Source organism: Burkholderia sp. Bp8986, assembly GCF_003854225.1.
Lineage (GTDB): Bacteria > Pseudomonadota > Gammaproteobacteria > Burkholderiales > Burkholderiaceae > Burkholderia.
Genome location: NZ_QTQM01000002.1, coordinates 152,318 through 178,619, shown reverse-complemented (window position 1 = coordinate 178,619; position 26,302 = coordinate 152,318). Strand labels below are relative to the sequence as shown.

The 26,302-nt window shown below is 68.8% G+C and carries 27 protein-coding genes; 14 read left to right on the top strand and 13 right to left on the bottom strand.

Annotated elements, in window-relative coordinates; translation table 11 throughout:
• The first annotated feature begins 15 nt into the window (after positions 1-15).
• From queG to xerD, 3 genes are all read left to right on the top strand, one after another.
• Positions 16-1,251 carry a tRNA epoxyqueuosine(34) reductase QueG gene (queG, locus tag DID99_RS02770; protein WP_124666031.1) on the top strand — a complete coding sequence of 412 codons (1,236 nt, stop codon included), beginning with the start codon at positions 16-18 and terminating at the stop codon, positions 1,249-1,251.
• A 63-nt stretch (positions 1,252-1,314) separates the two neighbouring features.
• On the top strand, positions 1,315-1,782 hold the full coding sequence (locus DID99_RS02765; protein WP_124486964.1) for a methylated-DNA--[protein]-cysteine S-methyltransferase: 468 nt from the start codon (positions 1,315-1,317) through the stop codon (positions 1,780-1,782).
• Positions 1,782-2,756 (top strand): site-specific tyrosine recombinase XerD, encoded by a 975-nt coding sequence (gene xerD / locus DID99_RS02760; protein ID WP_185733726.1) that lies wholly within the window; start codon positions 1,782-1,784, stop codon positions 2,754-2,756. The genes DID99_RS02765 and xerD overlap by 1 nt, the downstream gene beginning before the upstream one ends.
• Before the next feature lie 46 nt (positions 2,757-2,802).
• Here xerD and DID99_RS02755 read toward each other — a convergent pair whose 3' ends face one another.
• Complete coding sequence (locus DID99_RS02755; RefSeq protein WP_124570663.1) at positions 2,803-4,365, bottom strand: class I adenylate-forming enzyme family protein; 1,563 nt, start codon at positions 4,363-4,365, stop codon at positions 2,803-2,805.
• Positions 4,366-4,726: 361 nt separating this feature from the next.
• Between DID99_RS02755 and ybaK the strand changes: the two genes are divergently transcribed.
• Both ybaK and plsY read left to right on the top strand, forming a co-directional pair.
• A complete protein-coding gene (gene ybaK, locus DID99_RS02750; protein WP_044848566.1) occupies positions 4,727-5,218 on the top strand; it encodes a Cys-tRNA(Pro) deacylase in 492 nt (163 codons plus the stop codon).
• Positions 5,219-5,400: 182 nt separating this feature from the next.
• A complete protein-coding gene (plsY, locus tag DID99_RS02745) occupies positions 5,401-6,039 on the top strand; it encodes a glycerol-3-phosphate 1-O-acyltransferase PlsY (protein WP_124570661.1) in 639 nt (212 codons plus the stop codon).
• 130 nt (positions 6,040-6,169) lie between these two features.
• On the opposite strand, the gene DID99_RS02740 is transcribed toward plsY, so the two are convergent.
• Entirely contained in the window at positions 6,170-6,655 is a 486-nt protein-coding gene (locus tag DID99_RS02740; protein WP_014896235.1) for a YajQ family cyclic di-GMP-binding protein, read from the bottom strand.
• 136 nt (positions 6,656-6,791) lie between these two features.
• Here DID99_RS02740 and murB point away from each other — a divergent pair, with 136 nt between their 5' ends.
• A complete protein-coding gene (gene murB, locus DID99_RS02735) occupies positions 6,792-7,841 on the top strand; it encodes a UDP-N-acetylmuramate dehydrogenase (protein ID WP_124486967.1) in 1,050 nt (349 codons plus the stop codon).
• Positions 7,842-7,981: 140 nt separating this feature from the next.
• Here the strand turns inward: murB and argF are convergent, their stop codons facing one another.
• Positions 7,982-8,911, bottom strand: coding sequence for an ornithine carbamoyltransferase (argF, locus tag DID99_RS02730; protein ID WP_124666030.1), 930 nt, complete (start codon positions 8,909-8,911; stop codon positions 7,982-7,984).
• Between the two features lie 416 nt (positions 8,912-9,327).
• Between argF and DID99_RS02720 the strand changes: the two genes are divergently transcribed.
• Positions 9,328-9,648 carry a DUF3579 domain-containing protein gene (locus DID99_RS02720; RefSeq protein ID WP_044848570.1) on the top strand — a complete coding sequence of 107 codons (321 nt, stop codon included), beginning with the start codon at positions 9,328-9,330 and terminating at the stop codon, positions 9,646-9,648.
• 147 nt (positions 9,649-9,795) lie between these two features.
• Here the strand turns inward: DID99_RS02720 and rpsT are convergent, their stop codons facing one another.
• Positions 9,796-10,068, bottom strand: a complete 273-nt coding sequence (gene rpsT / locus DID99_RS02715; protein WP_006482211.1) for a 30S ribosomal protein S20 — start codon at positions 10,066-10,068, stop codon at positions 9,796-9,798.
• Between the two features lie 304 nt (positions 10,069-10,372).
• On the opposite strand from rpsT, the gene murJ reads away from it, so the two are divergent.
• Positions 10,373-11,923, top strand: a complete 1,551-nt coding sequence (murJ, locus tag DID99_RS02710; RefSeq protein WP_044848571.1) for a murein biosynthesis integral membrane protein MurJ — start codon at positions 10,373-10,375, stop codon at positions 11,921-11,923.
• An 8-nt stretch (positions 11,924-11,931) separates the two neighbouring features.
• Positions 11,932-12,774 (top strand): SirB1 family protein, encoded by an 843-nt coding sequence (locus DID99_RS02705; protein WP_124486969.1) that lies wholly within the window; start codon positions 11,932-11,934, stop codon positions 12,772-12,774.
• A gap of 79 nt (positions 12,775-12,853) precedes the next feature.
• On the opposite strand, the gene DID99_RS02700 is transcribed toward DID99_RS02705, so the two are convergent.
• Complete coding sequence (locus DID99_RS02700) at positions 12,854-13,612, bottom strand: SDR family NAD(P)-dependent oxidoreductase (RefSeq protein ID WP_124486970.1); 759 nt, start codon at positions 13,610-13,612, stop codon at positions 12,854-12,856.
• Positions 13,613-13,849: 237 nt separating this feature from the next.
• Complete coding sequence (locus tag DID99_RS02695) at positions 13,850-14,506, bottom strand: FMN-dependent NADH-azoreductase (protein ID WP_124666029.1); 657 nt, start codon at positions 14,504-14,506, stop codon at positions 13,850-13,852.
• A gap of 113 nt (positions 14,507-14,619) precedes the next feature.
• Between DID99_RS02695 and DID99_RS02690 the strand changes: the two genes are divergently transcribed.
• Positions 14,620-15,471 carry a LysR substrate-binding domain-containing protein gene (locus DID99_RS02690; protein ID WP_044848574.1) on the top strand — a complete coding sequence of 284 codons (852 nt, stop codon included), beginning with the start codon at positions 14,620-14,622 and terminating at the stop codon, positions 15,469-15,471.
• Between the two features lie 134 nt (positions 15,472-15,605).
• Here DID99_RS02690 and adk read toward each other — a convergent pair whose 3' ends face one another.
• The 4 genes from adk to lpxK all read right to left on the bottom strand — a co-directional run bounded on the left by adk (position 15,606) and on the right by lpxK (position 18,597).
• On the bottom strand, positions 15,606-16,268 hold the full coding sequence (gene adk, locus DID99_RS02685; RefSeq protein WP_044848575.1) for an adenylate kinase: 663 nt from the start codon (positions 16,266-16,268) through the stop codon (positions 15,606-15,608).
• 208 nt (positions 16,269-16,476) lie between these two features.
• Positions 16,477-17,268: a 3-deoxy-manno-octulosonate cytidylyltransferase gene (kdsB, locus tag DID99_RS02680; protein ID WP_044848576.1), complete on the bottom strand. Its 792-nt coding sequence runs from the start codon at positions 17,266-17,268 to the stop codon at positions 16,477-16,479.
• Between the two features lie 116 nt (positions 17,269-17,384).
• Complete coding sequence (locus tag DID99_RS02675; RefSeq protein ID WP_006750935.1) at positions 17,385-17,588, bottom strand: Trm112 family protein; 204 nt, start codon at positions 17,586-17,588, stop codon at positions 17,385-17,387.
• The gene (gene lpxK / locus DID99_RS02670) at positions 17,569-18,597 is read right to left on the bottom strand and encodes a tetraacyldisaccharide 4'-kinase (RefSeq protein WP_124666028.1); all 1,029 of its coding nucleotides are present in this window, start codon (positions 18,595-18,597) and stop codon (positions 17,569-17,571) included. The genes DID99_RS02675 and lpxK overlap by 20 nt, the downstream gene beginning before the upstream one ends.
• 450 nt (positions 18,598-19,047) lie before the next feature.
• Here lpxK and xseA point away from each other — a divergent pair, with 450 nt between their 5' ends.
• The gene (gene xseA, locus DID99_RS02665) at positions 19,048-20,430 is read left to right on the top strand and encodes an exodeoxyribonuclease VII large subunit (protein ID WP_124522998.1); all 1,383 of its coding nucleotides are present in this window, start codon (positions 19,048-19,050) and stop codon (positions 20,428-20,430) included.
• A 240-nt stretch (positions 20,431-20,670) separates the two neighbouring features.
• Positions 20,671-21,249 carry a superoxide dismutase [Fe] gene (sodB, locus tag DID99_RS02660; protein WP_124486975.1) on the top strand — a complete coding sequence of 193 codons (579 nt, stop codon included), beginning with the start codon at positions 20,671-20,673 and terminating at the stop codon, positions 21,247-21,249.
• Between the two features lie 110 nt (positions 21,250-21,359).
• Here sodB and chrA read toward each other — a convergent pair whose 3' ends face one another.
• On the bottom strand, positions 21,360-22,571 hold the full coding sequence (chrA, locus tag DID99_RS02655) for a chromate efflux transporter (protein WP_124522999.1): 1,212 nt from the start codon (positions 22,569-22,571) through the stop codon (positions 21,360-21,362).
• Between the two features lie 141 nt (positions 22,572-22,712).
• Positions 22,713-23,420 (bottom strand): Crp/Fnr family transcriptional regulator, encoded by a 708-nt coding sequence (locus DID99_RS02650; RefSeq protein ID WP_044848581.1) that lies wholly within the window; start codon positions 23,418-23,420, stop codon positions 22,713-22,715.
• Positions 23,421-23,501: 81 nt separating this feature from the next.
• Between DID99_RS02650 and DID99_RS02645 the strand changes: the two genes are divergently transcribed.
• Positions 23,502-24,026, top strand: a complete 525-nt coding sequence (locus DID99_RS02645) for a DUF962 domain-containing protein (RefSeq protein ID WP_044848582.1) — start codon at positions 23,502-23,504, stop codon at positions 24,024-24,026.
• Positions 24,027-24,266: 240 nt separating this feature from the next.
• Positions 24,267-24,881, top strand: coding sequence for a bifunctional 2-polyprenyl-6-hydroxyphenol methylase/3-demethylubiquinol 3-O-methyltransferase UbiG (locus tag DID99_RS02635; protein ID WP_124486980.1), 615 nt, complete (start codon positions 24,267-24,269; stop codon positions 24,879-24,881).
• 16 nt (positions 24,882-24,897) lie between these two features.
• Here DID99_RS02635 and DID99_RS02630 read toward each other — a convergent pair whose 3' ends face one another.
• Positions 24,898-26,172: an EAL domain-containing protein gene (locus DID99_RS02630; RefSeq protein WP_044845572.1), complete on the bottom strand. Its 1,275-nt coding sequence runs from the start codon at positions 26,170-26,172 to the stop codon at positions 24,898-24,900.
• Between the last annotated feature and the right edge of the window lie 130 nt (positions 26,173-26,302).

The following is a 26,302-nucleotide window of genomic DNA, read 5'->3' as shown; positions in this document are numbered from 1 at the left end:
TCGTAAAATAGTGCGATGAACCGATTACCGGAACTCGCCGCATCCGACAGGCCTTCGACTCGTGCCGAAGGCGCGGCGCCGTGCGCGCTCGATGATGCGACGTTGGCTGCGCTCGCCGCGCGCATCAGGGCGTGGGGGCGCGAATTGGGTTTCGGGGCGATAGGCATCAGCGATACCGATCTCTCGGATGCCGAAGCAGGCCTCGCCGCCTGGCTGGAAGCCGGGTACCACGGCGAAATGGATTATATGGCGAAACACGGGATGAAACGCGCGCGGCCGGCCGAACTTGTGGCCGGTACGCGACGCGTGATTTCCGCGCGGCTCGCCTATCTGCCGGCCGAAACGCTCGCCGCCGACCCACCCGATGCGTCATCCGGCGCGCTCGCGCCGCACGACTGGCGCGCACGCGAGCGCGCGCGTCTCGACGATCCGCAGGCGGCCGTCGTGTCGATCTACGCACGCGGCCGCGACTATCACAAGGTGCTGCGCAACCGGCTGCAGACGCTCGCGGAGCGCATCGAGCGCGAGATCGGCGCATTCGGCTACCGCGTGTTCACCGATTCGGCGCCGGTGCTCGAGGTCGAGCTCGCGCAGAAGGCCGGGGTCGGCTGGCGCGGCAAGCACACGCTGTTGCTGCAGCGCGACGCGGGTTCGCTGTTCTTCCTCGGCGAAATCTACGTCGACGTGCCGCTGCCGACCGACGCGCAAACGGTGCCCGAGCGCGCGCCCGAGACGCCCGGCGCGCACTGCGGCAGCTGCACGCGCTGCATCGGCGCGTGCCCGACGGGCGCGATCGTCGAACCGTATCGCGTCGACGCGCGCCGCTGCGTCTCGTACCTGACGATCGAACTGAAAGGCAGCATTCCGGAGCCGCTGCGGCCGCTGATCGGCAACCGCGTGTACGGTTGCGACGACTGCCAGCTCGTGTGTCCGTGGAACAAGTTCGCGCAGGCCGCGCCCGTCGCCGATTTCGACGTGCGGCACGGGCTAGACCGCGCGACGCTCGTCGAGCTGTTCGCGTGGGACGCCGACGCGTTCGACACGCGGATGCAGGGCAGCGCGATCCGGCGCATCGGTTACGAAAGCTGGCTGCGCAATCTCGCGGTCGGGCTCGGCAATGCGTTGCGCGCGCCGACCGATCGGCTCGCACCCGAAGCGCGCACCGCGATCGTCGCCGCGTTGCGCGCGCGGGCCGACGATCCGTCGCCGGTCGTGCGCGAGCATGTCGAATGGGCGCTGCGTGCCGCATGAAGGCGGCGTAAAGTGTCGTCGGCGCGCGGCGGCGCCGCGTGTTTCACCGGTCAGGAGAAGTTCATGTTCAACGCAGTCATCGACGCGCCGTTCGGCAAGGTCGGCATCCGCACCGATGCCGCGGTGGTGCGCGAGATCGTCTATCTGCCCGAGTCGGTCAAGTCGGTCGATCCGGATTCGCCGCTCGCGAAGCGCGCGGTCGAGCAGATCGAACGTTATTTCGAGCGTGCGTCGGCGCGCTTCGACCTGCCGCTCGCCGACGTCGGCAGTGCATTCCAGCACCGCGTGTGGAACGTGATCAGCGACATTCCGCCGGGCACGGTGCTGACCTACGGGCAGGTCGCGAAGCGGATCGGCAGCGCGCCGCGCGCGGTCGGCCAGGCGTGCGGCGCGAACTATTTCCCGCTCGTGATCCCGTGTCATCGCGTCGTCGCGGCCGGCGGCCTCGGCGGTTTCGCGAATCACGACGACAATGGCTATTACCAGAAAGTGAAGCGCTGGCTGCTGGCGCATGAAGGCGTGCCGTACTGATGAATGAACCGTTGCTTTCCCCCGACTCCGACTCCGATTCCGCGTCCGACGCCAGCGATGCCGCGGCCGCCGCATCGCCCGCGCTGCTCGCGAGCCGCGCGTCGATCGACGTGTTCTGCGATGCGCTGTGGCTCGAGCATGGGCTCGCGCGCAACACGCTCGATGCGTACCGGCGCGACCTGGCGCTGTTTTCGCAATGGCTGGCCGCGACGCACGACACGTCGCTTGACTCGGCCGACGAAGCGATGTTGACGGGCTACATCGCCGCGCGCAGCGACGGCAAGGCGACGTCGTCGAACCGGCGGTTGTCGGTGTTCCGGCGCTATTACGGCTGGGCCGTGCGCGAGCGTCACGCGAGCGCGGACCCGACGCTGCGGATCACGTCGGCGAAGCAGGCCGCGCGGTTTCCGTCGACGCTGTCCGAGGCGCAGGTCGAAGCGCTGCTCGGCGCGCCCGACATCGGCACGCCGCTCGGCCTGCGCGATCGCACGATGCTCGAGCTGATGTACGCGAGCGGGCTGCGCGTGAGCGAGCTCGTGACGCTGAAGACCGTCGAGGTCGGGCTCAACGAGGGTGTCGTGCGTGTGATGGGCAAGGGTTCGAAGGAACGGCTCGTGCCGTTCGGCGAAGTCGCGCACGGCTGGATCGAACGCTATCTGCGCGACGCGCGGCCCGCGTTGCTCGGCGCGCGCGCGGCCGACGCGCTGTTCGTGACCGCGCGCGGCGACGGGATGACCCGCCAGCAGTTCTGGAACATCATCAAGCGCCACGCGCAGCAGGCCGATGTGCGCGCGCACCTGTCGCCGCATACGCTGCGCCACGCGTTCGCGACGCACCTGCTGAACCACGGCGCCGACCTGCGGGTCGTGCAGCTGCTGCTCGGCCACAGCGACATCTCGACCACGCAGATCTACACGCACGTCGCGCGCGAGCGGCTGAAGACGCTGCACGCGCAACACCACCCGCGCGGTTAGCGCGGCGCGCGCCGGCCTACGCGCGGGATGCGGCCGGCGCCGCGCGTCACGCGAGTTCGCGCAGCTTGTGCTTCAGCACCTTGCCCGTCGATGCGGCGGGCAGCGCATCGAGCACACGGATGCGCGCGGGGCGCTTGTACGGCGCGAGCCGTTGCGCGCACCACGCCTGCAGCGCGGCCTCGGTCGCGGCCGCGCCCGGCACCAGCTCGACGAACGCGAGCACTTCCTCGTTGCCCTCAACCGCACGGCCGACGACGGCCGCCTGCACGACGTCCGGGTGCGCGTTCAGCACCTGTTCGACCTCGACCGGATACACGTTGAAGCCCGAGCGGATGATCAGCTCCTTGCTGCGGCCCGCGATCGTCACCGAGCCGTCCGCTGCCTGGCGCGCGAGATCGCCGGTGCTGAGCCAGCCGTCCGGCGACACGGCCGCGCGCGTCGCGTCCGCGTTGCGGTAGTAGCCGAGCATTACGTTCGGCCCGCGCACGCGGATTTCGCCCACTTCGCCCGGCGGCACGTCGGTGCCGTCCGGTGCGACGATCCGCATCTCGACGCCCGGGATCGGCACGCCGACCGAGCAGTCGGTACGCGGCGCGTCGAGCGGCGTCTGCGTGATCGTCGGGCTGCTCTCGGTCATGCCGTAGCCGTTGTGCAGCGGCACGCCGTATACGCGCTCGACGCGCGCCTTCAGGTCGGCGTCGAGCGGCGAGCCGCCCGAATACGCGAAGCGCAGCCGCGGCGCATGCCATGCGTGCGCGTGCGTGTGCAGGTGCTCGAGCAGTTTCGCGTGCATCGCGGGCACGCCCTGGAAGATCGTCACGCCTTCGTCGGCGAGCGCGACGCGCACGGCCTCCGGCGCGAAGCGCGGCGCGAGCCGCAGCGTCGCCCCCGCGTACAGGCTGCCGAGGCAGACCGATGCGAGCCCGTACACGTGCGACACGGGCAGCACCGTATAGACGACGTCGTCGGGCGACACGCCGCGCAGCGCGCTCGACGTCGCCGCGATGAACAGCAGGTTGCGGTGCGACAGCATCACGCCTTTCGGCGTACCCGTCGTGCCGGTCGTGTAGATCAGCGCCGCGCACTGCGCGGCGCCGTCGGGTGACACCGGCTCGTCGGGCGCGCTCGCGTCGACGCGGTACGACCACGTGCCGATGTCGACCGGCAGCGCGTCGGCGGGCGTCGCGCCGTGGCGCGCCGCGTGCGTGCGCGCATCGGGCGATGCTTCCGTCGCGAACGCGATCAGCTTCGGCCGCGCGTGCGCGGCGATCGCATCGAGCTCGCCGGCCGACAGCCGCGCGTTCGACACGAGCGCCCAAGCGTCGACGCGCGCGGCTGCGAACAGCAGCACGATCTGCGCGACGCTGTTTTCCGCGACGATCATCACGCGATCGCCGCCGCGCACGCCGAGGCGCGCGAGCCGCTCGGCGGCCGCATCGACGGCCCGCGACAGCTCGCCGTACGACAGGCGGCGCGCGTCCTCGATCAGCGCCGGGTGCGCGGGCGCTTGCGCGGCCCAGCGGGCGGGCACGTCGGCGATGCGGCCGGGCAGCGCGGCGAGCAGTGCCGCGACGTCGAGCGGCGCGGATGAGCGGACAGGCGAGGACATGGCGTCTCCAGAAGAAGGCCGTGCAGTGGCGCGGCGAGTTTTGCGAACGATCGTGCCATGGCGGCGGGCGCGCCACAATCGGTCAATCGGGCAATAGCACTTCGCGATGTCCGCAATGATGCCGGTGCGGTGCGGTGCGGTGCGGTGCGGATCGGCTCGGCTCGACGCGGCTGCGGCTGCGCTCGCCCGGGACAAAAGGGCCGCGAGTATACCGCCGGCGCCCGGTACGCTGTCGCGAAGGCGAAGGCGAAGGCGAAGGCGAAGGCGAAGGCGAAGGCGTGATGCGCTCGTGCGCAATGGCGTGCGATGCATGCGATGGCCGCAACGCCGCCCGCCGGTCGTTCGCCATTAAAATGCCGCCATGAGCAAATCCAGACACGTGTCCGAGACACCCGCGACCCAGCTGCTGCGCCGCCACGGCGTCGCGTTCGGCGAGCATCCGTACGATTACGTCGAGCACGGCGGCACCGGCGAGTCGGCGCGCCAGCTCGGCGTCGACGAGCATAGCGTCGTGAAGACGCTCGTGATGGAGGACGAGCACGCGAAGCCGCTGATCGTGCTGATGCACGGCGACCGCACGGTGTCGACCAAGAACCTCGCGCGGCAGATCGGCGCGAAGCGCGTCGAGCCGTGCAAGCCCGACGTCGCGAACCGCCATTCCGGCTATCTGGTCGGCGGCACGTCGCCGTTCGGCACGCGCAAGACGATGCCCGTGTACGTCGAGTCGACCATCCTCGAATTGCCGACGATCTACCTGAACGGCGGCCGCCGCGGCTACCTCGTCAGCCTCGCGCCGGCGGTACTCACGACGCTGCTCGGCGCGACGCCCGTGCAGTGCGCGAGCGTCGACTGAGGGTTTCACCTTCGTGGCAGGCCGCGCTCGTTCGGTAGAATGGGCGCCGTTTCGGCCGGTCGGCCCGCACGGCCGGCTGCCGCGGCCTGCCGGCGGTTCGCCGCGGCGGCGCCTGCCCCGACGGGCCGGCCCGCCGCGCCCGGCCGTCCCTTTACCGATACGTTGAAAGAAGAGTTTTCCGCATGCAGATCCTGCTCGCCGCACTTGTTGCCTACCTGATCGGTTCGGTGTCGTTCGCCGTCGTCGTCAGCGCCGCGATGGGCCTGGCCGATCCCCGTTCGTACGGGTCGAAGAATCCCGGCGCGACCAACGTGCTGCGCAGCGGCAACAAGAAGGCCGCGATCCTGACGCTCGTCGGCGACGCGTTCAAGGGCTGGTTCGCCGTCTGGCTCGCGCGGCACTTCGGGTTGCCCGACGTCGCCGTCGCGTGGGTCGCGATCGCCGTGTTCCTCGGCCACCTCTATCCGGTGTTCTTCCGCTTCCAGGGCGGCAAGGGCGTCGCGACAGCGGCCGGCGTGCTGCTCGCCGTGCACCCGGTGCTCGGCCTCGCGACCGCGCTGACCTGGCTGATCGTCGCGTTCTTCTTCCGTTACTCGTCGCTCGCGGCGCTGGTGGCGGCCGTGTTCGCACCGGTGTTCGACGTGTTCCTGTTCGGCACCGGCCACAACCCGGTCGCGTGGGCCGTGCTCGCGATGAGCGTGCTGCTCGTGTGGCGTCACCGCGGCAATATCTCGAAGCTGCTGGCGGGGCAGGAAAGCCGGATCGGCGACAAGAAGAAGGCGGCATCCGACGGCGGCGCGCAGGACGGCGGGAAGGCCTGAGGAAGGGGATTGCCGCCGCCGCCCGCCGGGGCGCCCCGCATGCGGGGCCCGGCGGCGCGGCGTGACTGGTCGACGGCGTGGTCGACGGCGCGCTTGACGGCGCGCTTGACGGCGCGGCCGACCGCGTCGATCAGTCGCGGAAGTTGTTGAAGTCGAGCGGGGTGTCGGTCACGTCCTTGCGCAGCATCGCGATCACGCTCTGCAGGTCGTCGCGCTTCGTGCCGGCCACGCGCACCGCGTCGCCCTGGATGCTCGCCTGCACCTTGATCTTGCTGTCTTTCACGAGCCTGACGATCTTCTTCGCGAGGTCGCCCGTCACGCCCTTCTTCACGGTGACGACCTGCTTGACCTTGTCGCCGCCGATCTTCTCGACCTTGCCGTAGTCGAGGAAGCGCACGTCGACGTTGCGCTTCGCGAGCTTGTTGATCAGCACGTCCTTGACCTGGCCGAGCTTGAAATCGTCGTCGGCGAACAGCGTCAGCTCGCGCTCCTTCTGCTCGACGCGCGCGTCGGAGCCCTTGAAGTCGAAGCGCGTCGAGATTTCCTTGTTCGACTGCTCGATGGCGTTCTTCACTTCGATCATGTTCGCTTCGGAAACGACGTCGAACGATGGCATGGCATTCTCCCTTGAGATGCGGGCGCCCGGCTCGCGCGCGGGCACTCGCTATAATTGCGGACTGTTTGCCATTTTACCGATGCCCCTCCGTTTGCCCAAGGCCGGCCGTATGCCCGCCCGGCGGACGTGACCGCGAATGCCGATGCCTCCTGACGATTCCGCCCTGTCGCTGCTCCCCGACCATCCGCTCGCCGCGCATAACACGTTCGGCATTGCCGCGAAGGCGCGCTTTGCCGCGCGCGTCACGCATGCGGCGCAGTTCGAGGCGCTGCACCGCGACCCGCGCGTCGCATCGCTGCCGCAGCTCGTGCTCGGCGGCGGCAGCAACGTCGTGTTCACGCGCGATTTCGACGGCGTCGTGCTGCTCGACGAGATCGCCGGCCGTCGCGTCGTGCGCGAGGACGACGACGCATGGTACGTCGAGGCCGGCGGCGGCGAGACCTGGCACGCGTTCGTCGCGTGGACGCTCGAGCACGGGATGCCGGGCCTCGAGAACCTTGCACTGATTCCGGGCACCGTCGGCGCCGCGCCGATCCAGAACATCGGCGCATACGGCCTCGAGATGAAGACCTATTTCGACTCGCTGGTCGCCGTCGAGCTCGCGACGGGGCGCAGCGAGCGCTTCGACGCCGCGCGCTGCGGGTTCGGCTATCGCGACAGCTTCTTCAAGCGGGAAGGGCGCGGCCGCTTCGCGATCGTCGCCGTGACGTTCCGGCTGCCCAAGCGCTGGACGCCGCGGCTCGGCTACGCGGACGTTACGCGCGAGCTCGACGCACGCGGCATCGCGCCGGACGCCGCGACCCCGCGCGACGTGTTCGACGCCGTTGTCGCGATTCGCCGCGCGAAGCTGCCCGATCCGCTCGTGCTCGGCAACGCGGGCAGTTTCTTCAAGAATCCGGTGATCGACGTCGCGCAGTTCGACGCGCTGCGCGCGCGCGCACCCGAAGTCGTGTCGTATCCGCAGCCGGACGGGCAGGTGAAGCTCGCGGCCGGCTGGCTGATCGACCGCTGCGGCTGGAAAGGGCGCGCACTCGGCGCGGCGGCCGTGCACGACCGGCAGGCGCTCGTGCTGGTCAATCGCGGCGGCGCGACGGGCGCGGACGTGCTCGCGCTGGCGCGCGCGATCCAGGACGACGTGCGCGAGCGCTTCGGCGTCGAGCTCGAACCCGAGCCCGTGTGCCTGTAACGCGGTGTTGCGCTGCGCGGTTCATTCGCGTTCGTCCGACCCAACAAAAAAGCGCCGATCGACGACGATCGGCGCCTTTTTTCCGCATGCCGCGCGGATGGCGGCATGCGCGCGTAATGCGCACGTAATGCGTGCGGCGGTCAGTGCTTGAGGCGGCCGAGCAGCAGGAACTCCATCAGCGCCTTCTGCACGTGCAGGCGGTTTTCCGCCTCGTCCCACACGACGCTCTGCTGGCCGTCGATCACGCCGGCCGTCACTTCCTCGCCGCGGTGCGCGGGCAGGCAGTGCATGAAGAGCGCGTCGGGATTCGCGTGCCCCATCATTTCCTCGTCGACGCACCAGTCGGCAAACGCCTGCTTGCGCGCTTCGTTCTCGGCTTCGAAGCCCATGCTCGTCCACACGTCGGTCGTCACGAGATCGGCGCCCTTGCACGCTTCGTTCGGATCGTCGAACACCTCGTAGAACGGCGCACTGTCCGGCGCCACCAGCTTCATGTCGAGCGCATAGCCCGGCGGCGTCGACAGGCGCAGCTTGAAGCCGAGGATCTGCGCGGCTTCGATCCACGTGTACAGCATGTTGTTCGCATCGCCGACCCACGCGACCGTCTTGCCGGCGATCGGGCCGCGGTGCTCGTAGTACGTGAAGATGTCGGCGAGCACCTGGCACGGGTGGTATTCGTTGGTCAGGCCGTTGATCACCGGCACGCGGGAGTTTTCCGCGAAGCGCGTGATCACGTCCTGCTCGAACGTGCGGATCATGATGATGTCGACCATCCGCGAGATGACCTGCGCGGAATCCTCGACCGGCTCGCCGCGGCCGAGCTGCGTGTCGCGCGTGCTCATGAACACCGCGTGGCCGCCGAGCTGGAAGATGCCGGCTTCGAACGACAGGCGCGTGCGCGTCGAGCTCTTCTCGAAGATCATCGCGAGCGTGCGGTCGTGCAGCGGGTGATAGGTCTCGTAGTTCTTGAACTTGCGCTTCAGGATACCCGTGCGTTCGAGCACGTACTCGTAGTCTTCCAGCGAGAAATCCTTGAACTGCAGGTAGTGACGAATGGTTTTGGCGGTCATGAAACGAAATACGGCGGGTCTGAACCGGCCGCGCGGCCGGACGGCGCCGCCGTCGGGTGTGGATAACTCAAAGCAGCATAAAGGATTTTCTGTGCTTTGACGAGCCGCGACGAAAACCGGGTTGGGATCGTGGCGCACGCTGGAAGGCGCCGGACGAGGGGCGGCGAGACGACGCGCGATGCCGCGCTGCGGTATAATCCAAAAGTTTTCTCCAGCCCGGCAGGCAAGCCTCTTCGCGCTCTGCCGGACACAAGCCATGCGCTGCACAAATCCGGTGCGGCGCGTCGGCGGCACGCCTCGACAGCCTGTTTTTTTCGGGATATCGGAGCGCGAGTGCCGCTGTCCGCTCGAGCTTTGTGTTCGCGTATCCGGGCGCTGTCGCCTGGACATCGCCGGGCCGTCACTTGGGTAACCACATGGCTGAAACCCCTCCGACCGAATTCTTCATCCAGGGCATTACGAAAGACGGGAAAAAGTTTCGCCCGAGCGACTGGTCGGAGCGTCTGGCCGGCGTGATGGCCTGCTTCGGGCCCGGTGCGAGCGGGCCGAACGCGCGCCTGAAATATTCGCTGTACGTGCGCCCGACGATGCTCGGCGACCTCAAATGCGTGATCCTCGATTCCCGGCTGCGCGACGTCGAGCCGATGGCGTTCGATTTCGTGCTGAATTTCGCGAAGGACAACAACCTCGTCGTCACCGAGGCGTGCGAGCTGCCGGACTACCACGAGAAGAAGTGAGTTCGACGGGCGAGGGCGCGTGCCGCGCCCCTGCCTGGCGGTCGCCCGGCGCGATGCGCGGGCGACGCACAGCAAAAAAGCCCGCCTAGGCGGGCTTTTTTGCGATCGCAGGAAACAGGAGCGCCCGCCGAAGCGGGCACGCCGGATTTACGCTGCTGCCTGCAGACCCTTGACGGCTGCGGCGAGGCGGCTCTTGCTGCGAGCGGCCTTGTTCTTGTGAACGATCTTCTTGTCGGCGATCGTGTCGATCGTCTTCACGGCAGCCTTGAACAGCTCGGCAGCCTTTGCCTGGTCGCCGGCTTCAACAGCCTTGCGAACCGACTTGATCGCGGTACGGAATTTCGAGCGCAGCGCCGAGTTGTGCGAATTTGCCTTCGCGGCTTGGCGGGCGCGCTTGCGTGCTTGTGCGGAGTTAGCCATGACGGTTCCTTATCCTGTCCTGTTTCCAGAGCTTGGAGCCTGACGGCCAAGCGCTGCTTTTCGATCCGTCCCCTGAGAGCGATTGCCCAGGGGCGCATAAAAAACGGTGATTTTAACCGAGGCCGAGACATGAAAACGACAGGCGCCGTGCATGTAACAGGCTCAGAAACCGGCGATTATAGCAACAAAATCAAGCGCGTGGCAAGGTCAACGTGACGTCGGCCGGACGGGGGCGCCGGCGACGCGCGCCCTTTTCGCCATCCGTCCGTGCCGGGCCACGCAACGTCCGTATAATAAGCGCCCCATGAATCTATTCCGAGCCCTGCTGACGGTCAGCGGCTTCACGCTGCTGTCGCGCGTGACCGGACTGGCCCGCGAGACGCTGATCGCCCGTGCGTTCGGCGCCAGTCAATACACCGACGCGTTCTACGTCGCTTTCCGCATTCCGAACCTGCTGCGCCGCCTGTCTGCCGAAGGCGCGTTCTCGCAGGCGTTCGTGCCGATCCTGGCCGAGTTCAAGAACCAGCAGGGGCACGATGCGACCAAGGCGCTCGTCGACGCGATGTCGACCGTGCTCGCGTGGGCGCTCGCCGTGTTGTCGGTCGTCGGGATCGCCGGCGCGTCGTGGGTCGTGTTCGCGGTCGCGTCCGGCCTGCATACCGACGGGCAGGCGTTCCCGCTCGCGGTCACGATGACGCGGATCATGTTCCCGTACATCGTGTTCATCTCGCTGACGACGCTCGCGTCAGGCGTGCTCAATACCTACAAGAGCTTCTCGCTGCCGGCGTTCGCGCCGGTGCTGCTCAACGTCGCGTTCATCGCCGCGGCCGTGTTCGTCGCGCCGCACCTGAAGGTGCCGGTCTACGCGCTCGCGTGGGCCGTCATCGTGGGCGGCGTGCTGCAGTTCATCGTGCAGCTGCCGGGGCTGAAGAAGATCGACATGGTGCCGCTGATCGGCCTCAACCCGGTGCGCGCGCTGCGTCATCCCGGCGTGAAGCGGGTGCTCGCCAAGATGGTGCCCGCGACGTTCGCGGTGTCGGTCGCGCAGCTGTCGCTGATCATCAACACCAACATCGCGTCGCGGCTCGGGCAGGGCGCGGTCTCGTGGATCAACTACGCCGACCGCCTGATGGAGTTCCCGACCGCGCTGCTCGGCGTCGCGCTCGGCACGATCCTGTTGCCGAGCCTGTCGAAGGCGCACGTCGACGCCGATTCGCATGAATATTCGGCGCTGCTCGACTGGGGGCTGCGCGTCACGTTCCTGCTCGCGGCGCCGAGCGCGCTCGCGCTGTTCTTCTTCGCGACGCCGCTCACCGCGACGCTGTTCAACTACGGCAAGTTCGACGCGCATACGGTCACGATGGTCGCGCGCGCGCTCGCGACCTACGGGATCGGTCTCGTCGGCATCATCCTGATCAAGATCCTCGCGCCGGGCTTCTACGCGAAGCAGGACATCAAGACGCCGGTGAAGATCGCGATCGGCGTGCTGATCGTCACGCAGATCTCGAACTACGTGTTCGTGCCGCTGATCGGCCATGCGGGCCTCACGCTGAGCATCGGCGTCGGTGCCTGCCTGAACTCGCTGCTGCTGTTCCTCGGGCTGCGCAAGCGCGGCATCTACCAGCCGTCGCCCGGCTGGCTGCGCTTCTTCGTGCAGCTGATCGGCGCGGCGCTCGTGCTCGCCGGCCTGATGCACTGGTGCGCGATCAACTTCGACTGGGCCGGCATGCGTGCGCAGCCGCTCGATCGCATTGCACTGATGGCCGCGTGCCTCGTGCTGTTCGCTGCACTATATTTCGGTATGTTGTGGGTGATGGGCTTCAAATACGCTTACTTCAGAAGGCGCGCCAAGTGACGACCGCAATGACCCGCGTCCTCGACTACTTCAGCACGCTCGTGGCGGACGACGACAGTCTGCCCGTCACGGAAACCGCGCTGTCGCTTGCGCAGGACGCGTATCCCGACCTCGACCTGCAGGGTACGCTGGCCGAAATCGACATCCTGGCCGCGCGGCTGAGCCGCCGGCTCGGCGACGATGCGGACCTGAAGGACCGCGTCGCCGCGCTCAACGCATTCTTCTTCCGCGAACTCGGCTTCGCATGCAATCACAACGATTACTACGACCCCGATAACAGCCACCTGAACGCGGTGCTGAAGCGGCGGCGCGGGATTCCGATCTCGCTGTCGGTGCTGTACCTGGAGCTCGCCGAGCAGATCGGCGTGCCGGCGCGCGGCGTGTCGTTCCCCGGCCACTTCCTGCTGCGCGTGACGCTGCCGGACGGCGACCTGATCATCGATCCGACCAACGGCCATTCGCTGTCCGAGGCCGAGATGGTCGAGATGCTCGAGCCCTACGTCGCGCGTGCGGCGGGCGCGGTCGACAGCGCGTTGCGCGCGCTGCTGCAGCCGGCCACCAGCCGCGAGATCATCGCGCGGATGCTGCGCAACCTGAAGACGATCTATCTGCAGACGGAACGCTGGCAGCGGCTGCTCGCGGTGCAGCAGCGGCTTGTGATCCTGCTGCCGGAACAGCTCGACGAAGTGCGCGACCGCGGCTTCGCGTATGCGCGGCTCGACTACCTGCGCCCCGCGCTCGAGGATCTCGAGCAGTATCTCGGCGAGCGGCCCGATGCGGAGGACGCGACCGTCGTCGAGTCGCAGGTGACCGAGTTGCGGCAGCGGATGCAGCGCGACGGCGAGGACTGAGCCGTCGCAGTCTCACCGGCGCCCCGAACGTCGACACGCCCGCATCGCGGGCGTTTTTTTTGCAGCTGCTTGCTTGCACTTACTTCGGCTGCATCCGGATCGCGCCGTCGAGGCGGATCACTTCGCCGTTGAGCATCGGATTCTCGACGATCTGGCGCACCAGCATCGCGTATTCGTCCGGTTTGCCGAGCCGCGGCGGGAACGGCACCATCGCGCCGAGCGCGTCCTGCACGTCCTTCGGCATGCCGAGCAGCATCGGCGTCTCGAACAGCCCGGGCGCGATCGTCATCACGCGGATGCCGTGGCGCGACAGGTCGCGCGCGATCGGCAGCGTCATGCCAGCGACACCGGCCTTCGACGCCGCATACGCGGCCTGGCCGATCTGCCCGTCGTACGCGGCGACCGACGCGGTGCTGACGATCACGCCGCGTTCGCCGCCGGCGTTCGGCGCGGTCGCGGCCATCGCGGCGGCCGCGAGCCGGATCATGTTGAAGGTGCCGACCAAGTTGACGTTGATCGTCTTCGCGAACACGTCGAGCGGATGCGCGCCGTCCTTGCCGACGGTTTTCGCGGCGGGCGCGATGCCCGCGCAATTCACGAGGCCGCGCAGCGTGCCCGCGCGCGTCGCGGCGTCGACGGCCGCCTGCGCATCGACCTCGCTCGATACGTCGCAGCGCACGAATACGCCGCCGAGTTCGCCCGCGAGCGCCGCGCCGGCTGCTTCGTTGAGGTCGGCGAGCACGACCTTGCCGCCGGCCTGAGCGAGCATGCGGGCCGTTCCGGCGCCGAGGCCCGATGCGCCGCCCGTGATCAGAAAGACGTTGTCGCGAATCTCCATCACTGTCTCCTTGGTTGGGTCCGATGCCGGTCGATCGGAGGCACGGCCGCCGCGCCGGTTCGTGCGGCGCACGTATTCGATCGATTGTACGGGGCGCCGCCGGATGCCGGCGAGACCGGCGCGGTCGTGCGAGGTCGGACGAAACGGATGGCGCAGGCGGAAAAAAGGTTCATCGAAGATTGCCGGCGAACACGTGGAAGACTGTCGGCGCTCGGCGGTCTCCAGCCGTTGGCCAGTTCAGCCGTCAACCGAAGCTGATGCTGAAGCCGCGTGTACCAGCGTCACTGCCTGTTCGCGCGCAGCCTCCCTGCCCGCGTGATCGATTTCGGGTCCAAACAGCGTTTTCTCGACGACGATCGATTCGATGTCGGTGATACCGATGAAGCGCAGCCACGCCTCAAGAAACGGCCGCTGATAGTCGAACGACTCGGCGGGCGTGCTCGATTGCCTTGAATAGTCGAGGCCTCTCGCATAGATCACGACGGCTTTCTTGCCGTTCAGCAATCCCGCCAACCCACGCTCGTCGAATGAGAAGAGGAGCCCGCGGTGGGACACGGCGTCGATGAAATGCTTGAGCTTGTACGGGATGGAAAAATTCCACAGCGGCACGGAGAACAGCAGCGTATCCGCGTCGTGCATCCGCTGCGCCAGCTGGCGGAAATCCGCCCACGCTTGCTGCTGGCCTTCGCTGAGCGGCGTGCCGCTCAAGTCCGCGTATTTGGCATCGAGCGCATCGCCGTCGAGTTCCGGCAATTGCGTCGCCCACAGATCGAGCACGTCGACCCGATGCACCGGATGCGCGTCGCGCCAGGCTTCCAGATACGCGTGCGCAACGTCGAGTGATGCGGACCGCGACTTGCGCGGGGACGATTCGATATGAAGCAAGGTCGACATGGAACGACTCCTGACGGGTTGACGGCCCTCATCAGAACATAGTTCGATTCGAAATATAAACAAAGTATCATCACGATACTCAGTAGAATTCGCACTGTATTGCGGGACATCTCATGTTCGATACCGTTTTGCTGCGCTCCTTCGTGGCCGTCGTCCAGGAAGGCGGGTTCACGCATGCCGCGGCCCGTCTGAATCTGACGCAGTCCGCGGTCAGCGCGCATCTGCGCCGTCTGGAAAAACAGGTCGGCCGTGACCTGCTCGTGCGCACCACGCGCTCGGTCGCGCTCACGGTGGACGGCGAGCTGCTGCTGGGTTACGCGCGCGCCATCCTCGCGCTCAATCAGGACGCGCGGGCGCAACTGCTGCGCGAACCGAGCGCGGGCACGATCCGCGTGGGTCTGTCGGAAGACCTCGCCAACGTCAGGCTGATGCATGTGATGAAGGCGTTTGCCGGGCGGTACCCGCGCATCGCATTCAGCATCAGAGTGGGTATCCCGGGCGATCTGCTCCAGGCGCTGGATCACGGTGAACTGGATGTGGTGATGGGCGGGCGCTGCCACGGCGGGCCCGCCGGACGCGTGCTCTGGCGCGAGCCGCTCGTGTGGGCCGGTGCGGATTGGGCGTCGCTCACGCCCGGCGTACCGGTGCCGATTGCGCTGCTGCCGGAACCCTGCCCGTATCGCGAGGCCTCGCTGGCAGCACTGGCCCGAGCGGGCGTGGATTACCGGATCGTGCTCGTGTGCCCGAGCGGCGCCGGCCTGTGCGCCGCCGCGCACGCGGGCCTTGCGGTGACGCCGATCGTGCACACACAACTTGCGCACGGCTTGCGTGCGATTCCGCCGGATGCCGGCCTGCCGGCCCTGCCCGATGTCGAGTTCACGATGTTCGCGGCACCGGGCGCGTCGGCCAGGGTTGTCGATGAACTGGGCAACGCAATCGTGCTGGCATTCGCGCACAACGGGTGACCACGTTCATCGCGGCGACAGCGTTGGGATTTGCGCGGCCAGAGGCACATGCATCGTCGCCGGTTCACGCAATTCCACGATGAACCAAAAAAAAGCCGCCCCGAAAGGGCGGCTTGCGGTGCACGACGCGGTGCTTACTTCAGTGCGTCGAACGCACGCTCGCGGATTTCGTCCACGCTGCCGAGGCCCGAGATCTTGCGATACTGCGGGGCCTTCAGGCCGTTTTCCTCGCCGCGCTGCGCCCAGTCGCCGTAGTACGTGATCAGCGGCTTGGTCTGCGCTTCGTACACTTCGAGACGCTTCAGGACGGTTTCTTCCTTGTCGTCGTCGCGCTGGATCAGCGGTTCGCCCGTCACGTCGTCCTTGCCCTCGACCTTCGGCGGGTTGAACTTCACGTGGTACGTGCGGCCCGATGCCGGGTGCGTGCGGCGGCCGCTCATGCGCTCGACGATCTCCGAGAACGGGACGTCGATTTCGAGCACGTAGTCGATCGCGACGCCGGCTTCCTTCATCGCGTCAGCCTGCGCGATCGTGCGCGGGAAGCCGTCGAACAGGTAGCCGTTCGCGCAGTCGGCTTCCTTCAGGCGCTCCTTCACGAGGCCGATGATCAGCGCGTCCGGCACGAGCTTGCCGGCGTCCATGTAGCCCTTCGCCTCGACGCCGAGCGGCGAGCCGGCCTTGACGGCCGCGCGCAGCATGTCGCCCGTCGAGATTTGCGGGATGCCGAACTTTTCCTTGATGAAGTTTGCCTGGGTACCCTTGCCCGCGCCGGGCGCACCCAACAGGATCAAACGCATGGTGATATCTCCGGTATGTAGATTCGTGTGGCGAGACGCAAAAGCGTCGGCGACAGCGTGCGCGGGGCTTGCCTTGCGCGCGGCGGACCGGTCTGATGCGGCGCGTCGGCGAAAGGCGACGCGCGGCTGCCGGGACGGGCCGTGGCAGGGTCAAGCTAGGGCGCGCGGGTCGCGGACGGCTCGCACAATCGCCTGATTATGCCACGGGTTATTTTGAACCCGGCCGAAAAAGGGCCTGCACGCGTGCGAGATCGGCCGGCGTATCGATGCCGGCTTCGGGTGCATGCTCGGTGATCAGCACCGCGATGCGCTCGCCGTGCCACATCGCGCGCAGCTGTTCGAGCTGCTCGGCCTGCTCGATCGGCGCCTGCGCGAGCGACGGATAGGTGCGCAGGAAACGCGCGCGATAGGCGTAGAGTCCGATGTGGCGATAGACCGGAAAGGCCGGTGCAGGCATGGCCGCGACGTCGGGCCAGTGCGGCTGGTACGCATCGCGGCTCCACGGAATCGGCGCGCGCGAGAAGTACATCGCGACGTTGCGCGCGTCGAGCGCGACCTTCACGATGTTCGGGTTGAATACATCGGCCGCGTCGTGGATCGGGTGCGCGGCGGTCGCGATCGCGCAGTCCGGGTGCGCGGCGAGGTGCGACGCTACGTCGCGGACGAGCGCCGGGTCGATCAGCGGCTCGTCGCCCTGCACGTTGACGACGACGGTGTCGTCGCTCCACCCGAACGTCGCGGCGACTTCCGCGAGCCGGTCGGTGCCGGACGGATGGTCGGCACGCGTCAGCACCGCTTCGAAACCGTGCTCGCGGGCCGCGTCGAGCACGCTCTGCGCGTCGGACGCGACGAGCACCTGCTGCGCGCCCGCTTCGCGCGCGCGCTCGGCGACGCGCACGACCATCGGCTTGCCGCCGAGATCGGCGAGCGGCTTGTTCGGCAGGCGCGTCGACGCGAGCCGGGCAGGAATGACGGCGATGAAGGGCTGCGGATGAGTCATCGGGGCTGAGCGGTGAGAAGAGCAGGGCGGGCGGCGCGTCGAAGGCAGGCCGCCCGGCAGGGCCGGCACGCGGCCGCGAAGAAGCGCGGCCGGGCGCCGGTGCAGCGGTGCGGCGTTTAGCTGCCGGCCGGGCCGGCGGGGTCGACCGGCGTGCCTTCGACGGTCTGGCGTGCTTCGTCGACGAGCATCACGGGGATGCCGTCGCGGATCGGGTAGGCGAGCTTGTCCGCGTTGCAGATCAGCTCCTGCGCGGCGCGGTCATAGTGGAGCGGGCCTTTGCAGATAGGGCACACAAGGATTTCAAGCAGGCGAGCGTCCACGGAGTTTCTCCACAACGAGGGCAATGAGGCGAGGATCGAGCGCGGCTTCGACGGGGACGACCCACAGCCGAGCGTCGCGCCAGGAAGCGCCCAATTTTACTGCATCCTTCTCGGTGATCAGGATCGCATCGACCGCGTCGTCGACGAACGGATTGTCGGCGAACGCGTAATGGTCGGGCAGCGCGCGCGTCGCCGGCGCGAGGCCGGCCGCACGCAGCGTCGCGAAGAAGCGTTCCGGCGCGCCGATGCCGGCCGCGGCGAGCACGCGCTCGTGCGCGAACTGCGACAGCGGGCGGCGCAGCGCCGGCTGGTCGAGGTGCCACGCGGCGCCCGGCGTGAGCGCGAGCGCATAGGTGTCGGGCCACGGCGGCAGCGCGCCGCTGTATGGATCGTTGACGAGCGTTGCGTCGCGGTGGCGCGACAGCGGCTCGCGCAGCGGCCCGGCCGGCAGCAGGAAGCCGTTGCCGCCTAGCCGGTGGTCGAACACGACGAGCTCGACCGTGCGCGCGAGGCGGTAGTGCTGGAGGCCGTCGTCGCTGACGATCACGTCGACGTCCGGGTGCGCGGCGCGCAGCGCCTGCGCGGCCGCGACGCGGTCGGGGCACACCCATACGGGCGCGCCGGTGCGGCGCGCGATCAGCAGCGGTTCGTCGCCGGCCGCGCTCGCGCGCGACGCGGGCGCGACCGCGGTGGGCGCCTTCACGTTCGCGCCGTAGCCGCGCGACACGACGCCCGGCGTGAAGCCGGCAGCGCGCAGCGCGTCGACGAGCGCGATCACGGTCGGCGTCTTGCCGGTGCCGCCGACGGTCACGTTGCCGACCACGACGACGGGCACGCCGACGTCGACCGGTTGTTTCCAGCCCTGCGCGTAGGCCGTGCGGCGCAGCGCCGCGCACAGGCCGAACACGCACGCGAACGGCGTGAGCGCCCATGCGAGGGCGCCGCGTCGCTGCCATTCGCGCGTGAGGCGCGCTTCGAGCCGCGCGAGCGGGCCGCCGGGCGCGCTCATCGGGCCGGGCGCGGCGCGTCTTGCGCCGCGGCGTGGGACGGATTCGTCAAGACGGATTCTCCGTGGGGCGGCGCATGCCGCAAGGGGTTCGGAAGGCGGCACTCTAGCGCGCCGCACGCGGGCGCGGCAAGCGCGGCCGGGCGACGCACCCGATGGGGCCGGAACGGAGCGGGCTGTGGATAACTCTGTGAAAAACTCCCGGCCTGTCCGCGTGAAACGCCCGCCGGGCGGACATCGAATCGGCGGCAAATCAAACTGCAAGGTTTAAAAAACTATAAAAATCAATGCGTTGTGAGGAATCGTCTGGGTTTTTCCGCGGTTTTGAAGCGTTTTTGATGGACGATTGCCAGAGTGTGGACACCTTTCAAATGGTGCAGCGCGGGCGGCCGGCGCTGGACGTCGCGCGCGTGTCGGACTATCGTGTCGCCGCCAGCATTCATCCGACCGCCCATGCTTTCCGACTCTCCTTTTTCCGCTCCCGGCGCGACCCGCGGCGGCGACGAAGTGATTCCCGTTTCGGCGCTCAATCGCGCGATTTCGACGATGCTCGAGCGCTCGTTTCCGCTGCTGTGGATTTCGGGCGAAGTGTCGAATTTCACGCGCGCCGCGAGCGGCCACTGGTATTTCTCGATCAAGGACCAGCAGGCGCAGATGCGCTGCGTGATGTTCCGCGGTCGCGCGCAGTACGCGGAATTCACGCCGCGCGAAGGCGACCGGATCGAGGTGCGCGCGGTCGTCACGATGTACGAGCCGCGCGGCGAAGTGCAGCTCAACGTCGAGGCGGTGCGGCGTACCGGCCAGGGGCGCCTGTACGAGGCGTTCCTGCGGCTGAAGGCGCAGCTCGAGGCCGAAGGCCTGTTCGCGCCCGAGCGCAAGCGGCCGCTGCCGGCGCACCCGCGCGCGATCGGCATCGTCACGTCGCTGCAGGCCGCCGCGCTGCGCGACGTGCTGACCACGCTCGCGCGCCGCGCGCCGCACATTCCGGTGATCGTCTATCCGGCGCCCGTGCAGGGTGCGGGCTCCGCCGAGAAGCTCGTCGCGGCCGTGCAGGCGGCGAACGCGCGGCGCGAGGTCGACGTGCTGCTGGTCTGTCGCGGCGGCGGGTCGATCGAGGATCTGTGGTCGTTCAACGACGAAGCGCTCGCGCGTGCGATCGCGGCGAGCGAACTGCCGGTCGTCAGCGGCGTCGGCCACGAAACCGATTTCACGATCGCGGACTTCGCGGCCGACCTGCGCGCGCCGACGCCGACCGGCGCGGCCGAGCTCGCGAGTCCGCAGCGCGCGTTGCTGTTGCGCGAGGTGGCCGACCGGCAGCGCGCGCTTGCGCGCTGCCTGGAACGCGGGCTCGAGCAGCGCGCGCAGCAGCTGGACTGGCTCGCGCGCCGGCTCGTCAGCCCGGCCGAGCGGCTGCAGCGGCAGCGCACCCACGTCGAGCAACTGGCGGTGCGGCTCGCCTCGGCCGCGTCGCGGCCGGTGCGCGATGCGCGTGCGCGTTTCGCGCTCGCGCAATTGCGCTGGCAGCGCGCGCGGCCCGACCCGGCGCAGGCGCGTCAGGCACTCGCCGGGCTGTCGCAACGTCTCGCGGTGGCGCTGCAGCGCCGTCACGAGCGCGATACCGCGCGCGTGTCGGCCTGCGCGGCGCGGCTCGAGGTGCTGAGCCCGCAGCGCACGCTCGAGCGCGGCTACGCGGCGCTGATCGACACGCAGACCGGCCGCGCGGTGCGCGCGCCGAATGCGCTGAAACCGCAGCGCCGCCTGACCGTGCATCTCGCCGAAGGCTCGGCCGACGTATCGCTCGCCGACGTGCAGCCGCGGCTGACCGACACGATCTGACGGCGGCGGCGTAAGCGGAACGAAGGTCGCGCGTCCGGCGCTCCGGATGGTCCGGCGCCCGGCGCGGGAACGGATGCTGCGCATCCGTCTTCTGGTCCTGCCGGATGAAGCGGGAACGCCGATTTTCTGCATACCGCGGATAAATGCCCGTGAGTTTGCGGGGATATTCGGACTCGCCTACAATCGGACGCTCGGCAGCATTCAACACAGCCTCCCTACATACTCAACGAAGGAATCGCCATGGCTCATACGCTCCCGCCGCTCCCGTACGCTGAAGACGCACTCGCGCCGACCATCTCGAAAGAGACGATCGAGTACCACTACGGCAAGCATCATCAGGCTTATGTGACGAACCTGAACAATCTGATCCCGGGCACGGAATTCGAAAACCTGTCGCTGGAAGAGATCGTGAAGAAGTCGTCGGGCGGCATCTTCAACAACGCCGCGCAAATCTGGAACCACACGTTCTTCTGGAACAGCCTGTCGCCGAACGGCGGCGGCGCACCGTCGGGCGCGCTGGGCGACGCGATCAACGCGAAGTGGGGTTCGTACGACGCGTTCAAGGAAGCGTTCTCGAAGGCCGCAGTCGGCACGTTCGGTTCGGGCTGGGCATGGCTCGTGAAGAAGGCTGACGGTTCGCTCGACATCGTGTCGACGAGCAACGCCGCCACGCCGCTGACGACGGCCGACAAGCCGCTGCTGACGATCGACGTGTGGGAACACGCGTATTACATCGACTACCGCAACGCACGTCCGAAGTTCGTCGAAGCGTTCTGGAACATCGTGAACTGGGACTTCGCAGCGAAGAACTTCGCGTAAGTCCATGCGTACTGCGCGCCGTTGCGGCGCGCGGCACCCGAAGAAAAGCCCTCGTCACGAGGGCTTTTTTGTTTTGGTCGGGCGGGAATCGATGCGTGGCACTTGCCGGATCAGGCGAGCGCCGTCGCCAACCAGCCGAGCGCCGCGCTCGCGATCACGACGGCCCACGGCGGCACCCGCCAGAACACGAGCGCGACGAACGCGACAAGCGCCGCCGCGAAGTCGCGCGGCGACACGATCGTCTCGCTCCACACCGGGTGATACAGCGCGGCGAGCAGCAGCCCGACCACGGCCGCGTTTACGCCCGCGAGCGCGGCCTGCATGCGTGTGCTGCGGCGCAGGCGTTCCCAGAACGGCGCGGTGCCCGCGACGAGCAGGAACGACGGCGCGAAGATCGACACGAGCGCGATCGTCCCGCCGAGCCAGCCGTTCGGCGCGTCGCGCAGCGACGCACCGAGGAACGCCGAGAACGTGAAGAGCGGCCCCGGCACGGCCTGCGCGACACCGTAGCCGGCGAGGAACGCCGAATCGCCGACCCAGCCCGGCGCGACGACGGCTGCCTGCAGCAGCGGCAGCACGACGTGCCCGCCGCCGAACACCAGCGCGCCGGTGCGAAAGAATGCGTCGGCCACCGCGAGGGTATGCGAATGCAGCGCGCCCGCCGCGAACGGCAACGCGACGAGCAATGCGGCGAACAGCACGAGCCACAGCGCACCCGCGCGATGCGACACGTGCAGCGGCAGCGGATCGTGCGCGCCGCGCTCGGGCTGCGGCAACAGTACGAGCCCGGCCGCGCCGGCCGCGACGATCACGGCCACCTGCAGCCATGCGGCCGGCACGAGCAGCGCGAGGCAGGCTGCGACCGCCATCAGCGTGGCGCGGCGCGTATCCGGGCACAGCGTGCGCGCCATGCCCCACACCGCCTGCGCGATCACCGCGACCGACACGATCCGCAGCCCGTGCAGCGCGCCGGCCGCGACCGGCATGCCCGCAGCGTGCATGCCGAGTGCGAACAGCATCATCAGCAGCGCCGACGGCAGCGTGAAGCCGAGCCATGCGGCGAACATTCCCGCATAACCCGCGCGCGACAGGCCGATCGCCATCCCGACCTGGCTGCTCGCCGGCCCCGGCAGGAACTGGCACAGGCCGACGAGATCGGCATACGCGCGTTCGGTCAGCCAGCCGCGCCGCGTGACGAACGCGTCGCGGAAGTAGCCGAGATGCGCGACGGGCCCGCCGAACGACGTGAGGCCGAGCCGCAGGAACGCGACGAAGACAGGCCACGCGTGGCGGGAAGGGGCGGTAAGGGTGGACGTGTTCAAGCGCGTATGCGGGGAGAAGGACGAACGAGCCGCCACGATAGCGCGAAGCGATGACGGCGGGAATGCGGCGTTGCGGCGATCGCTCGATGGCGTCACGACGGGCGCGTCAGGACGGAGGCGGCGCGTCGTCAGTGCGTGCCGTCAGTGAGTGCCGTCAGGCAGCCCGCTCGCCCGGCGCAGCGCATCGACATCGACGAGTTCGATCTCGCCGACATGCAGCCGCACGACGCCGTCGGCCTGCAGCGCCTTCAGCAGCTGGTTGGTGGTCTGCCGTGTGAGCGACAGCATCGCCGCGAGCTTTTCCTGCGACAGCCGGATGCGCGTGCGGCCGGCGCTGATCCCGCCGTAGCCGTCGGCGATCATCAGCAGCCGTGCGGCAAGCCGCTGCGCGGCCGGCATCACGCTCATCGATTCGACGGTCAGGAAGCTCAGCCGGAGCTTTTGCGCCATCAGCAGCGCGAACTGCCGCCAGTATTGCGGCGTCGTGTCGAGAATCGCGAGCAGCGCGCGCTGCGGGACGTGCAGCAGCAGCGTGTCGTCGAGCGCGATCGCGTCGTGCGTGCGCGGCTGGCCGTCGAACAGCGCGATCTCGCCGAACCATGTGACGGGTTCGGCGACCGTCAGCAGCGCTTCCTTGCCCTGCGGATCGACCGCGCCTATGGTGAGGGCGCCGGCCAGCACCGCATACAGCCCGCATGGCGGGTCGCCGCGGCGGAACAGCGCGTGGCCGGCCGGCAGGTGCCGCAACGCGGCGCGGGCGAGCAGGTCGTCGCGCAACGCCCGCGGCAGCGCGGCGAACCACGGGTGCGCTTCGATCTGCGGCAGGTACGGGGCGAGCGGCGAGGGCATGGGCACGCGATGTCGGGTAGCTGACAGAGGTTCCTGGGCGTGACGCGCATCATAGCGCCCAATGATCGTTCAGGAGACGCCATGAAGACGCTCGAAGACCACCTTTCCCAGTATGCGGCCTACCATCGCGACGCGCGCAACATCGCGACGCATCTGGTCGGCATTCCGATGATCGTGTTCGCGGTCGAGGTGCTGCTGTCGCGGCCGGCGCTCGGCACGCTGGCCGGTGTCGCGCTGTCGCCGGCGCTGCTGCTCGCGGTGGCGTTCGCGGTGTTCTACCTGCGCCTCGACCTGCGCTTCGGGGCGGTCATGACCGCGCTGTTCGCCCTCGGCCTGTGGGCCGCGCAGACGCTCGCGCTGCTGCCGACCGCGCAATGGCTCGGGATCGGCATCGGCGCGTTCGTGGTCGGCTGGATCGTACAGTTCGTCGGGCACTGGTTCGAGGGGCGCAAGCCCGCGTTCGTCGACGATCTGGTCGGGCTGATGGTCGGGCCGCTGTTCGTCGTCGCCGAAGTCGCGTTTTTCGCGGGCCTGCGCGGCGACGTGCGCCGCGAGGTCGAGCGGCGCGCGGGGCCCGTGCACGGCGGCGCGCATTCGCATGTCTGACGCGTCGGCCGCGCCGGCCTGCGGGTTCGGCGCGGACGCGGTCGGCTGCCCCCTCGGCGGCCGGTTCGCGGCGGCATCGCGGCCGGCCCTGGCGCGGCGATGCGCCGTGGGCCGAACTGACCGCGCCGGCGACCTGCGAGCGGCGCGGGGCCGCGCGTCGCCCGCCATCCCACGCGCGACGCGCAACGGCTAAGATGCGGGGTGCGTCGCACGACAGGACGCGTACGCGGAGCAATCGCCATGGTGGATCGCCCGACTCTCGATGCCTACGAAGCCCATGCCGCGCAATACGCGCAGGACTGGCTCGACCAGGCCGCCCCCGACGACATGTATGCACTGCTCGAGCAGTATTTCTCGCCCGGGCCGACGGCCGACGTCGGCTGCGGTGCGGGACGCGACGCCGCGTGGCTCGCTTCGCGCGGATTCGACGTGCGCGGCTACGATGCGAGCGCCGCGCTGCTCGCCGAGGCGCGCTTGCGCCACCCGTCGCTGACCTTCGAGCTGGCTGCGCTGCCGGCGCTCGCCGGCGTGCCGGCCGGCGCGTTTCGAAACGTGTTGTGCGAGACGGTCGTCATGCACCTCGAACAGGCGGATGCTGCAGCGGCGGCCGCGCGGCTGGCCGGGTTGCTGATGCCCGGCGGCACGTTGTACCTGAGCTGGCGGGTGGCCGGCAACGGCGCGCTGCGCGACGAGCGCGGCCGCTTGTATACGCCGCTCGATTCGGCGCGCATGCATGCGGCGCTCGGCGCCGGCATGCACGTGATCGACGAGCACGAGGTGGTCAGCGCGTCGTCCGGCAAGCGCGTGCACCGGCTGATCGCGCGCCGCGCCAACGCCCTCGACGGCGCCGCGTGAGCGCGGCCGCGCGAACTCATTCGCGGCTGAGTGCCGCTTCCCAGTTGATGTCGACGCACAGCACCTGCATGCCGGTCGCGGCCGGCGCGGCGATCGATGCGGTCACGCACAGGTGCGCTTCGTTGATCGACAGGTACGGCGGCGTCAGATGCACGCGGCCGGGCGCGCGCATCGCGTGGATGAAGTAGGGGCGGCGCTCCCAGCTCGCGCCTTCCGAATGCAGCAGCGGCCGGAAGCGCTTCGCCCGCTGCGAGACGCTGCCGCGCGCGAGCACGTTGTCGCCGATCTGGCGGCCCGATGCATCGAGCAGGAAGCAGCGCGCGGTTTCCGGCAACCCGAGCACGGCGCCGGCCGCGTCGATCAGCGATTCGCCCGCGACGAGCTTCCGGCTGGCTTCCTCCAGCGCGGCGACATACGGCGCGAGGCGTTCGGCCTGCGTGCGCTCGCGTTGCGCGACGCGCAGCCGCAACGCGGCCGACAGCGTATCCATGCAGCCTGCGGCGGCCTGCGGTTGCACGGGGTCGACGCTCGGCCCCGCGAAGTACTGTCCCTGCACGAAATCGACGTCGCATTCGAGCGCGATCATCGCGTCGCGCTCGGTCGAGAGCCCGCCCATCAGCACGAGCTGGCCGGATTCGTGCAGCAGCGACACGAGCCCGGGCAGTACGCGCTCGAGATGCGAGTGTTCGCTCGCCTGCGCGAGGATCCCGCGGTCGAGCGTGACGATGTCGGGGTGCAGGTGCCACACGCGGTCGATGTTCGAATGTTTCGCGCCGAAGCCGCCGAGCGCGATCAGGAAGCCGGCCTTGCGCAGCCCGTCGACGATCGCCGCATAGCGCGGCGTCTCGCCGCCCGCCTGCTCGGGCACCTCGAGCACCACGCGATGCGGCGGCAGGCCGAGCGCCTTCAGGTTCGCGAGCAGCGCGTCGCCGTAGACGGTGTCCATCAGCGCCGCCGGGTGCAGGCTCAGGAAGAGCCATTCGTCGTGACTGTCGAACGCGTGGAAGTTGCCGAGATGCAGCGATTCGGCGAGCCGGCCGAGCTCGAGCAGGTCGCCGCGCCGCGCCGCCTGCGTGAACACCTCGTGCGACGCGACCTGGCGGCTGTCCTCGTCGTGCGCGCGCAGCGACGCGTGATAGCCGATCGCGCGGCGGTGCGACACCGAGAAAACGGGCTGGAACACGCTGAACACGGTGTATGCGCCGTACAGCACGGTGCGCCGCTTCCCGTCGTCGCCGGCGACGGGGCGGGGCGGCTGGAAGCCGGGTGGATCGATGTCGATCATGCTCATGATGTCGGCCGAAGGAAGACTGCCAGTTTACCTACAGAATAGGCGAGCAAGAAGCATGCACGGCATCGTGCCCCGTGCGGCGGGCCGTCGCGGCCGGCAGGGCGCGCGCGGTGCAGCCGTGCTGCACCGA